The following is a 10,496-nucleotide window of genomic DNA, read 5'->3' as shown; positions in this document are numbered from 1 at the left end:
AGATCTTTACCGTCATGGAGGGCCTGGAGCTGGTCGCCACCCGCACCGCCGCCCAGCGCCTCACCCCCGCCGATCGCCACCACCTGCACGAGCTGCTGGCGGCGATGGATCAGGCGGTGGAGTCAGCAGCGCACCATCAATGGGCCGATCTGAACACCGCGTTTCACCTGGCGATCGTGCGCATGACGGACATGCCGATGCTTCAGGAGATGACCGCGCGGGTGCTGGATCAGTGGGACCGCGTGCGGCGCTACTACCTGAAGGATGTGCTGGTATTTCGGCTGGCGCAGGCGCAGCAGGAGCACCACGCGATCGTGCAGGCGATGCTCGATCGGGACGAGGAGCGGCTGGCGCAGGTGGTACGGGCGCACAACCAGGGCGCACTGGCCGCCTATACCGCGTACCTGGCGAACATCGCCGAGCCTGCGTCGGGCGAGCGCCGTGCCGACACCTGAGCAGCGACGGGCGCGGGATCCTGGTGGTGATCGCCGGATTCAGCGATCTCGCCTACTGGATGCGAACAGGCCGACCGCTGCGTGCCGACTCGTAGATTGCCAGGATGATCGCCACCGCCTTGCGTCCCTCGTCGATATTGACCAGCGGCTCGCGGTCTTCGCGGATCGCGGCAATGAAATCACGGATCTGCTCGCGGTGCGCCATCGACAGACTCGCGGGATCTGATCCGGCGGCAGCGGCAGGCGGATCGGCGGCAGATTGGCTGAGCAGGTCGTGTGCCTGATTACCGTCGCCGCTGGCACCGTAGCTTGCCCCTTCCGCGTCGGACGCGGCGCTATGAAAATAGAGTAGCTCGTCGCTGTCGATGATCGCGGAGCCACGATCGCCATGCACTTCAAGCCGCGCCGTCAGACCGGGATAGGCCGCGGTCGTGCCTTCGATGATACCCAGCGCTCCGCTCGCAAAGCGGACGATCGCAACGGCGGTATCCTCGACCTCGATCCGCTCGTGGGCCAGGAGGCCGGTATAGGCCGTGACCTCGATCACCGGACCCATGATCCATTGCAGCAGATCGATCGTATGGATCGACTGGTTCATCAGCGCGCCGCCGCCATCCTGCTCCCATGTGCCGCGCCACGCGCCGGAGTCGTAGTAGGACTGTGAGCGCCACCAGCGGACCTGCGCCGTACCTACGGTGAGCCGCCCGAAGCGCCCGTGCTCGACGGCATCGCGCACGATGCGCGTGGATCGATCGAAGCGGTGCTGGCTGATGACCGCGACTTTCTGCGTGGTGGAGCGCCGCACAGCGCGCAGCCGATCGATCGCCTCCAGCGTCACGTCGACCGGCTTTTCCACAACGACGTGCTTCCCGGCCTGCAACACCGCCTCGACATGCGCGGCGTGCTCACCGCTGGGCGTGCAGATGCAGACGGCATCAAGCTCCGGGTGACGCAGCAGATCGGCCAGCGAGGTATACGCCGCCGCCTCGTGCTGCTGTGCCAGCTTCTCGGCTCGCTCTCGATGTCGATCGGCTACCGCCACCAGCAGCGCATCGTCCGGCAGACCGCTGATCGCCTGCGCATGGTGCGGGCCGATCACGCCGCAGCCCAGGATGCCAAAGCGTAGAGGTTCAACCACGCAAGCCTCCTTCCTCACGTTTCGAGTTTCGTGGTCGTCGAACGTTGAGCGTCCGTCTTCCGCTAGAGCTTCCCGCCGCGCTGCTCCAGCACATCGAGCATCTTATCTTTGACCCTGGTGATATGCGCGCGCAGCGCTCGCCTGGCCTCCGCCAGATTATTATTTTTGAACGCTGCGAGAATCGCCAGATGCTCGTTGTGCGTTTCCTGGGCATCACCCGAGGCAAGGTAGTGGATTCGCGCTCCGTGGGTGTTGGCGTGGAGCTGCGTGTAGGTGCGGATGAGACGATTGTTGCCGGTTGTTTTGACCAATAGCGTATGGAACTCTTGATCGTTGATGGTGAACGTCTCATGATCCTGAAATTCGTTACCGACAATCGCCTGCTCCATGCCCGACATCGGCGATTGCAGGGCTGCCGCGACATGATCGACCGCGCCGATCTGGAAAATCGTCTCCGCCGCGTACAGCTCGATCATCAAGCGCATATCAAAGATCTCAGCCACATCTCGCGCCGTTAACTCCGTCACGAACGTGCCCTGTCGGGGAATAATCTCGACTAAGCCGTCGTTGGCGAGCCGCTTCAGCGCATCGTTCACGGGCGTGCGGCTGACACCGAGCGCAACCGCCGTGCTCGGCACAGAAATTTGCATGCCGGGCTTCAGCTCGCCCCGCAGGATTTTGTCCTTGAGCACCCTGTAGGTCTGCTCGGTAAGATCGATATAGTTGAGAGGTTGATAGGTGATGAGCGGATTTTCCATAGGCTATCTAGACCTCGCAAAGGCACTACGTCTGGTATGCAACACGACAGGCTTCATCTATTCTAGCACGAACCAAAGCGCTTAAAGGAACAGTGGGCCTACTCAACGCGGCTGACGCAGGTCTGGCATGTAATATGTTAGAATTGCCGCTATTGTAGCACGAGGGCCATGCCTCGGCAATCGAAAGGTTGTAACGGTTGCCGACAGCCGGATACGGATTCCAGCCTTGGCTGACGACTGTTGCTGACGAGTATCGAGATGGAGCGCATGGCCTTTCGTAGGGATCAGGGTGGAGCATGCCGAAGGTTATTACTGCCGGAGAAACGATGGTGCTGGTGGCACCGGCCCAGCCAGGGCGGCTACGCCATGCGACGCAGGTAGAGCTGCGAATCGGCGGTGCCGAGTCAAATGTGGCGATTGCGCTCGCCCGGCTCGCAGAGCAGGTGGGCTGGATAAGCTGGCTCAGCACCGACGAGCCGGGCGAGCTGGTCCTTGCACGAGTCCGCGCCGAAGGCGTCGATACCAGCCAGGTACGGCGGATCGACGGCTCGACCGGCCTCTACCTGCGGGAGCGGGTTGGCGACATCGTGCGGGTATACTACTATCGTCGCGGCTCGGCAGCCTCATCCATGGACGTGGATGCCTTCGATCCGGCATACCTGGACGGCGCGCAATTCCTGCACCTGACGGGCATTACATCCGCCCTTTCGCCGAGCTGCCAGCGGTTCATGTCCTGGGCCATGCAGGAAGCCAGGCGGCGTGGCGTCGCCGTCAGCCTGGATGTCAACTACCGCTCCAAGCTGTGGAGTCCTGCGGACGCGCGTACCGCGATCGAGGAGCTACTGCCGCTGGTCGATCTCCTGTTTGTCGGCGACGAGGAAGCCGAGGCGCTGTGGGGTGCATCGAGTGAAGCGCTGCTACGAGCGTTCGCGCAACAAGGGCCGAGCGAAGTTGTGCTCAAGCGCGGTGCCGCAGGCGGCCTGGCGCTGGTCGGCGGCGCGATCGTCGAAGGACCGGCCTTCGCCGTCACCGCTGTCGATACCATCGGCGCTGGCGATGCCTTTGCGGCAGGCTACCTAGCCGGGCATCTCTGGCAGGCCGATCCACCGCTGCGCCTGCGGATCGCAAACGCGATGGGTGCCTACGCCGTGATGAACGTCGGCGATTACGAGGGCCTGCCGACAAAGGCCGAGCTATGGTCGTTTCTCGATGGACGGAAAGAGCTTGGTCGCTGAGCTATCAGCGAGACGAAAGAACAAAGAACAAAGAACTTGGGACCGATAAGGAGAAGATACATGGAGATCCGCTTCGATGAGCGCGTCGTGCTTGTTACGGGCGCGAGCACCGGCATCGGCGCAGCCGTCGCGCGCGCGTTTGCAGCCGCCGGAGCCAGGGTTGTCGTGCATTACAACCGGAGTCAGGATGCCGCCGAGGGTGTCGCACGAGATATTGAGACGAGCGGCGGCACGGCGCTGCTGCTCAAGGCCGATGTCACCGATCCACGGCAGCTTCGCGCGCTGGTGGAGCAAACGATGGAGCGTTTCGGACGCATCGACATCTTAATCAACAACGCCGGAAGCCTGATTATTCGCCAGGCGGTGGCGGACATGCCCGACGAAACCTATCGAGAGATCGTCGACGTGAACGTGACAGCGGTCTTTCAGACCTGCAAGCTGGTCATTCCGATCATGCAGCGGCAAGGACACGGCAACATCATCAATGTCACCTCGATTGCGGCGCGCAATGGCGGCGGCGGCGGCTCGATCCTGTACGCCAGCAGCAAAGCGGCGGTGAGCACCTTCACCCGTGGATTAGCCAAAGAGCTGGCGGGATCGAACATTCGCGTCAATGCCGTCTCGCCCGGAACGATCTTAACGCCTTTTCACGAGCGCTTCACCAGGCCCGAACAGATGCAGGCAACGATCGCAACGATCCCGATGGGCCGGGCCGGAACGCCGGAGGAGTGCGTGGGCGCGTTCGTGTTCCTCGCATCCGATGCGCTGAGCGGCTACGTCACCGGGCAGATCATCGAGGTCAACGGCGGGCAGTTGATGCCATAGCCGCAGCCGACGATATGCCCGATAGCGGGAGCCGATCTCAGGCCTGGGCAATGGCCTGCTCGATCCACTGCGCTCCCGCGATCGCATGCGCACCGGTGTGGCTGAGATCGATATGAGGCTCGAAGCTCAGAATCAGGCCTTCTTCACGCCACAGGCGGAGAATGGAAGCATACACTGCCGCGTATTCAGGCGTGCTCCGTGTCGGAATCTGTTTCGCGTGGTCGCGGATATGCAGATGCCCGATCGCGCTGCGGTAGCGCTCAATCCGGGGATCTTGCCCGGAACGAACAATGTGATAGCTATCGGCGAGCAGCTTCACCTGGGGCAGCTTCAGCCGCTCCAGCAATCGCGCTCCATCGTCAAGGGTGTGAGGCCAGGCCGCCTCGTCGGCTGCGATCGGCTCCACAAGCATGCTCACGTGCGGCGTCGCCTGGATCAGGCGGAAGATAACCGACGTGAGAAACGCCTCTGCCCTCGCTCTGGGTATCGCGCCTGGACCGCGAACTAATCCGAAGATGAGCGGCACGTCGAGTGATGCCGCAATCGCCGCGCCCTCGCTCAAGACCTCGAATGCCCTCTCAGTGTACCGATCATAATCTTCGAGCGCCTCGGCCACGTCAAGCCAGCGTCCGGTCGGCAGGGCATGAATCGCCAGGCCAGCGCTGCGGCAGCCTTCAACAATGCTCTTGAGGTGGTGCGGTTGATAACAGTTGGGCTCGATCCCGGTATAGCCTGCCTCTCTCAAGGCGATCAGGACCGCTTCCGGCAGCGTGCCATCCGCCCCAACCATCACGGCGAAGCCTAAGCGCGCAGGAAATCGGCTCCTGCCGCTTGTTGCTGAACCAGCCGGAGGCATGGTGCTCATAAGGTGCCCCCAAGGTTCCACGGGTTGAACTCCGCCTCACCGATGCCCTGCGCTTCGCTCTTCGTGGCCTGTCCCGAGGCCACGGCTACCGCCAGATCCAGCAGCGCGGCAGCGACCTCCCCCATCTGAACGCCCTCCAGAATCGTGCCCGCGTTCAGATCCATATCGTCGATCATCTGCGCGTATGTCGTGGAATTGGTGCAGATCTTGATGCTGGGCGCCGGTTTAAAGCCAAAGACCGAGCCACGGCCCGTGGTAAAGAGCACAAGATTACAGCCGCCCGCCACCTGTCCCGTAACGGAAACCGGATCGTAGCCTGGCGAGTCCATGAAGGTGAAACCGCGTGCTGTCACCTGCTCGGCGTAATCATAAACACCCATCAGCGGCATCGTCCCACCTTTGGCGACCGCGCCAAGCGACTTTTCGTAGATCGTCGTCAGGCCGCCGGCTTTATTGCCGGGACTCGGATTGTTATCGATCTCCATGCCGTGCCGTCGGGCGTGCGCTTCCCACCAGCCCACCTGCGAGACAAGCTTCTGCCCCACCTCAGGGCTGATCGCGCGCCGCGTGAGCAGATGCTCTGCGCCGTAGATCTCCGGTGTTTCCGCGAGCACCGCCGTGCCGCCCTGGCGGACCACCTGATCCACGACCATGCCGAGCACCGGATTCGCCGTCACGCCCGACCAGCCGTCGCTGCCGCCGCACTGGAGCGCAAGCATCAGCTCGGAGATCGGCTGCGGCGTGCGCTGCACGTCGTTGACCAGCGGCAGCAACGCATCGATCGCGCTGATACCCGCCGCGATCGTTGTACGAGTACCGCCCTCGCCTTGAATAACGAGGTGCGGCGGTGTTCGGGCCGTGCCATCCTCGTCGCTCGCGCGGAGCTCGTAGTTCTGAATCATGTCAGCGATCTGATTCGTCTCGCAGCCCAGCCCGACGATGATGTACGCGCCAATATTCGGATGCCGCGCCATACCAGCCAGCGTGCGCTGGAGCAGCACATAGTCCGGCCCGTTGATGCGATTGGCACAGCCGGAGAGATGCGTCAGCGCGATCACGCCGTCGACGTTGGGATAGGCCGCCAGGCGCTCCGGCGTAAAGGCGTGCGCGATCTCACGGCTGGTATGCGCCGAGCAGTTGACCGATGCGATCACGGCAATATAGTTGCGGGTTGCGACTCGTCCGCTGGCCCGCTGATAGCCCAGGAATGTTCGGCGCTGCTCGATCGGCACGTATTCAACCGGTCGCACATCCACGCCAAAGGCATAGTCGCGGGCAAAATCGTGCACGCCGAGGTTGTGCGAATGCACATGCTCGCCCGCCGCGATCGGCTGCGTCGCAAAGCCGATCACCTGGCCGTATCTGCGGATCGGCGCGTCCTGAGCAATCTCACGCAGCGCGATCTTATGTCCACTGGGAATCAGCCGACGCACCGCGAGCGCTGCGGGGGGTCCCGCCTGCTGCTGTAGGCTGATCGTGGTTCCGGCGGGCACATGGGCTTTCATGATCGCCACGTCGTCATCGGGATGCAGCCAGATCGCCACCTCGCGCAGCGGTACTGCCCGGCGCGGGGCGCTATCGACGAAGGCGATGGTATCGGTACTCATGAATCGGCTCCTCGTGTTGCTGCCCGTCCTCGGAGGATGCATGCAATCCCTGGATCAGGCCGCGTCTACCTCATGCGTCAGCCAGTGCCACAAGAAATCGTACGCTTTCGCGCCGCTGATCTGATGTCCACCGGCAAACACATCCTGATCCAGCCGGTCGGCGGCTGCTTGAGCGCGGTATGCCTCGCGCACGCGCGCATACGCTTCGAGCACGCCCGGCAGCGGAAAGATCGGATCGTCAGTGCCGGCCTCGATCAGCAGTGGGCGCGGGGCAAGCAGCGCGGCAATATCGTACATTTCGGCATCTTGAAGCAGGCCAGGCACATAGTTGCACGGGCAGTGCTGCATGGCGAGAATACTGTCCCTGAAGGTGCAGAAATAGGTGCTGATCACCGCCGCGCGCAGCCGTGGCTCCAGCGCCGCCGCCAAGAGCGCGACCGCGCCGCCGCCTGAGCCGCCCATGATCCCGATCCGCCGCGCGTCAACGTCGGGCCACGACTGGAGCAGATCGATGCCGCGCAGCACGTCCCACACGCGGCTGCCCAGCAGCGGCTTGCCAAGCATGATCCCCCACCACGCCGCCGCATGGCACGCATTGCTGGCTGGGATAGTGTTCCGATCCTCTGGCTCGCGGCGGCGTCCAAATGCCCGCAGCTCCGGCACGAGCACCACCAGACCCCGCCGACAAAGCGCGAGCGCAAAGTCCTGATGGTAGCCCTGCGGCGCGCTACGCTCGCTGCCATCCACGTCGATGCCGACAAGCTCGTCCATGCCGTAGCCATGACCGGGTACGGCGATCACCGCCGCTGCCGCATGCGTGAGGCCCTGCGGGATCAGGAGCCAGGCCGGTACGGTGACGCCGGGCGTACTCTCGTACTCGACATACACACGCTGGTAGCCGGTACGCGCTGTGGGCGGCGCTTCAGTCCACGCGATCGGCGCGCGCGCATCAGAGAGGCCGCCGAGTCGCTCGCGCAGCCGGGCACGAAATGCCGCGCGCCAGGCATCCCAGGCTGTCGGATCGGTCGTCGCCGGGATCGCAAATCGCCGGGGCGCGCTCGCATAGACGGCCTCGTACCACGCCAGCGGGCGAAGGTGCTGCTCTGCCGACCTGCTCATGCTGATCCCTTTCCAATACGCTCAGGCTACCAGGGCTGCTTCCAGGCAGCTATCGCGCGCCGTCGGACATACCCCGCGCCTTCGCCAGTCCATTCGACGCCTTGACGGAGCCAACGGTCGCAATCAGATGCGAGACGATCGGCTCGACTCCTGGCTGCTGAAACTCGAGCGCCCGCTGCTCCACGTCGCGGTCGGCGATCGTGACGCGCTCGTGCTGCCGGAGATGCTCGGCCCACGAGTCGACGACAAACGTTTCAAGGAAGCGCTCAGGCTCGGCGGCATCGTGGAACAAATCCCATCTGGTCGCGCCGTCTCGGAGACGCTGGACCTGTACCTCCTGCATCGCCTGTACAAATGCCGCCTGCTGCGGCTGGGCTATCCGGTACTCGACCGTGACGAGGACCGGCCCGGATTCCGGCTCCGGCTCCCAGGCCAATCTGGGCGGCGGCCAATGCTGCGACGGACTCAGATCCAGCTCCTCATCCATCGTGAGCGGCCAGCGCCGTGCGGTGATCAGGCCCAGCACCATCATACCGGCAGCAGCCAGGAGCGCGGTCTGCACGCCAAAGTAGTCGGCGACGACGCCCCAGGCCGCGCTGCCGCCTGCGAAGCTGCCCTGGAAGACCAGCAGGTAGACGCCAAGCGCGCGCGCCTGCACCCACGCGGGAACGGTTGTCTGGGCCGTGACATTGAAGCTTGAGGTAATGCTCAGCCAGCCCAAGCCGACCACCGCCAGCGCGGCATTGAGCAGCACAAGATTCTGGAGATAGGCCAGCGCGACGATCCCGGCGGCGAAGAGCAGCGTGAGGGTGCTCACCAGCCGATCGACGGAGAAGCGGACGCGCAGACGCGGCAAGATGCCCGCGCCGCTGATCGCGCCGACGCCGAGGCTGCCCAGCAGGATGCCATATCCGGTTGCGCTCAGGCCGAGCTGCCGGGTAGCGACGACCGGCAGCAATGCCCACAGCGCGCTGGCGGTGCCGATAAAGACGCCCGTGCGGACCAGCACCGCGCGAAGCGGCGGCGAATGCCGCGTGAAGCGAATACCCGCCGCCACGGCGCTGCGCACGCGCTCCGGCGGTGCCGCTTGCTCCCGTGGTGACGGCTGCCAGCGATACATGACCACCATGATGCCGAGAAACGAGGCCGCGTTGAGCAGGAACACGGCGGCTGGACCGGCGGCGGCGATGATGAGGCCGCCAAGGGCGGGGCCGATCGCCCGCGCCAGGTTGAAGCCCGCGCCGTTGAGCGCAACTGCCGCCGCGAACTCATGCCTGGGAACTAGATCGGGGACGATCGCCTGCCACGCGGGTGCGCTCAGCGCGCCGCCGAGGCCGAGCAAGAACGTGAGTCCCAGCAGCACCCAGGGCGTGGCCCAGCCGATCGCGGTGAGTCCGGCAAGGATCGCGGCGACCGCCAGCATCCAGATCTGTGTCACCAGCACCAGCCAGCGCCGGTCGACGACATCGGCCAGCGCGCCCGCAGGTAAGCCGACCAGAAACAATGGCAGGCTCGACATCGTGGTCAGGAGCGCCACCGGCACAGGCGAGGGCGTTAGCTCGGTCATGAGCCAGGCCGCCGCCACGCCCTGCATCAGCGCGCCGAGGTTCGAGACGAGCGCCGCAAGCCAGAGCGCGCGAAAGACCGGCTGCCTCAGCGGACTCCAGGCCGTCGCTGTTGTTGGGGGATGTTCAGCCGTAACTACCTCCAGTCGGTGGTTCAACCCGTGAGCGCTTAGCCTCTGCACGACTCATACCGGCAACCATGATTGTGGCGGCACGATCGAAGCCTGCGCCGCAATCGGCCTCACCGAGCCGCGTCGACGCAGGCGCGGGCCGTCGCGGTGATCTGTGCCCAATCCTCAGCCGCCACAGCCTGCGCCGAAACCAGGTTTCCGCCGATGCCGACGGCAACGGCTCCCGCATCGAGATAGGCGCGTGCATTGCCGGAGTCGATGCCGCCGGTCGGGACGAGCAGGAGTCCCGGCAGCGGTGCCAGCAGATCGCGGAGATACTGTGGACCGACCGCCCGCGCCGGGAAGATTTTGATCGCATCGGCACCAGCCTCATGCGCCGCCAGCACCTCGGTCGGCGTGAGCGCCCCGCACAGGATCGGCACGCCGCGCGAGCGGCAGGCGGCAATCACCGCTGGGCGCACGGCTGGTGTCACTACAAACTGCGCGCCCGCGCTGATCGCGGCTTCGGCAGCCTCCGGCAGGAGCACCGTACCCACGCCGATCTGCGCGTCGGTACGGAGCGCCGAGCGCGTCCTGGCGATGGCGTCGAGCGCGCCTGAGCCGGTGAGCGTAAACTCGATCGCCGAGATGCCGCCCTCAAGCAGCGCTTCGGCGACCGCTACGGCCTGGTCGTAGCGCTCAAGGCGTACGACCGCGACAATGCGTGTGCTCCGCAAGGTGTCGAGTAGCTGCGTCATACCGTCCTCGTCTACTCGTAAGTCTCAAGCTTCAAGTTGCAGGCCCTCACCCCAATCGCCG

General features: G+C 64.6%; 10 protein-coding genes. 3 read left to right on the top strand and 7 right to left on the bottom strand.

The annotated features are described in order from the left end of the window. Positions 1–455, top strand: a 455-nt coding sequence (locus VFZ66_10125) for a GntR family transcriptional regulator (GenBank protein HEX6289538.1), incomplete at its 5' end; no start/stop codon positions are given. A 52-nt stretch (positions 456–507) separates the two neighbouring features. Here VFZ66_10125 and VFZ66_10120 read toward each other — a convergent pair. Further along, positions 508–1,593: a Gfo/Idh/MocA family oxidoreductase gene (locus tag VFZ66_10120; protein ID HEX6289537.1), complete on the bottom strand. Its 1,086-nt coding sequence runs from the start codon at positions 1,591–1,593 to the stop codon at positions 508–510. Positions 1,594–1,655: 62 nt separating this feature from the next. Continuing rightward, positions 1,656–2,351 (bottom strand): GntR family transcriptional regulator, encoded by a 696-nt coding sequence (locus VFZ66_10115; GenBank protein ID HEX6289536.1) that lies wholly within the window; start codon positions 2,349–2,351, stop codon positions 1,656–1,658. A gap of 296 nt (positions 2,352–2,647) precedes the next feature. Here VFZ66_10115 and VFZ66_10110 point away from each other — a divergent pair, with 296 nt between their 5' ends. Continuing rightward, a complete protein-coding gene (locus VFZ66_10110; protein ID HEX6289535.1) occupies positions 2,648–3,586 on the top strand; it encodes a sugar kinase in 939 nt (312 codons plus the stop codon). Between the two features lie 60 nt (positions 3,587–3,646). Continuing rightward, positions 3,647–4,411, top strand: coding sequence for a glucose 1-dehydrogenase (locus VFZ66_10105; protein HEX6289534.1), 765 nt, complete (start codon positions 3,647–3,649; stop codon positions 4,409–4,411). Positions 4,412–4,448: 37 nt separating this feature from the next. Here VFZ66_10105 and VFZ66_10100 read toward each other — a convergent pair whose 3' ends face one another. From VFZ66_10100 to VFZ66_10080, 5 genes are all read right to left on the bottom strand, one after another. Beyond that, positions 4,449–5,201 carry a TIM barrel protein gene (locus VFZ66_10100; GenBank protein ID HEX6289533.1) on the bottom strand — a complete coding sequence of 251 codons (753 nt, stop codon included), beginning with the start codon at positions 5,199–5,201 and terminating at the stop codon, positions 4,449–4,451. Between the two features lie 71 nt (positions 5,202–5,272). Further along, on the bottom strand, positions 5,273–6,883 hold the full coding sequence (locus VFZ66_10095; protein ID HEX6289532.1) for an altronate dehydratase family protein: 1,611 nt from the start codon (positions 6,881–6,883) through the stop codon (positions 5,273–5,275). Positions 6,884–6,937: 54 nt separating this feature from the next. Beyond that, positions 6,938–8,002 carry an alpha/beta hydrolase family protein gene (locus VFZ66_10090; GenBank protein ID HEX6289531.1) on the bottom strand — a complete coding sequence of 355 codons (1,065 nt, stop codon included), beginning with the start codon at positions 8,000–8,002 and terminating at the stop codon, positions 6,938–6,940. Positions 8,003–8,051: 49 nt separating this feature from the next. Continuing rightward, positions 8,052–9,725: an MFS transporter gene (locus tag VFZ66_10085; protein ID HEX6289530.1), complete on the bottom strand. Its 1,674-nt coding sequence runs from the start codon at positions 9,723–9,725 to the stop codon at positions 8,052–8,054. Between the two features lie 83 nt (positions 9,726–9,808). Next, positions 9,809–10,435 carry a bifunctional 4-hydroxy-2-oxoglutarate aldolase/2-dehydro-3-deoxy-phosphogluconate aldolase gene (locus tag VFZ66_10080; GenBank protein HEX6289529.1) on the bottom strand — a complete coding sequence of 209 codons (627 nt, stop codon included), beginning with the start codon at positions 10,433–10,435 and terminating at the stop codon, positions 9,809–9,811. Positions 10,436–10,496 lie beyond the last annotated feature (61 nt).

The organism is Herpetosiphonaceae bacterium (genome assembly GCA_036374795.1).
Classification (GTDB): domain Bacteria; phylum Chloroflexota; class Chloroflexia; order Chloroflexales; family Kallotenuaceae; genus LB3-1.
The sequence above is the reverse complement of the archived record's forward strand: the minus strand, read 5'-3'. Positions and strand labels throughout refer to the sequence as shown.

Excerpts from the sequence above, each read along its gene's own strand:
- VFZ66_10115 (HEX6289536.1), bottom strand. The coding sequence starts at position 2,351 with ATGGAAAATCCGCTCATCACCTATCAACCTCTCAACTATATCGATCTT.
- VFZ66_10100 (HEX6289533.1), bottom strand. The coding sequence starts at position 5,201 with ATGGTTGGGGCGGATGGCACGCTGCCGGAAGCGGTCCTGATCGCCTTG.
- VFZ66_10080 (HEX6289529.1), bottom strand. The coding sequence starts at position 10,435 with ATGACGCAGCTACTCGACACCTTGCGGAGCACACGCATTGTCGCGGTC.
- VFZ66_10095 (HEX6289532.1), bottom strand. The coding sequence starts at position 6,883 with ATGAGTACCGATACCATCGCCTTCGTCGATAGCGCCCCGCGCCGGGCA.
- VFZ66_10105 (HEX6289534.1), top strand. The coding sequence starts at position 3,647 with ATGGAGATCCGCTTCGATGAGCGCGTCGTGCTTGTTACGGGCGCGAGC.
- VFZ66_10090 (HEX6289531.1), bottom strand. The coding sequence starts at position 8,002 with ATGAGCAGGTCGGCAGAGCAGCACCTTCGCCCGCTGGCGTGGTACGAG.
- VFZ66_10110 (HEX6289535.1), top strand. The coding sequence starts at position 2,648 with ATGCCGAAGGTTATTACTGCCGGAGAAACGATGGTGCTGGTGGCACCG.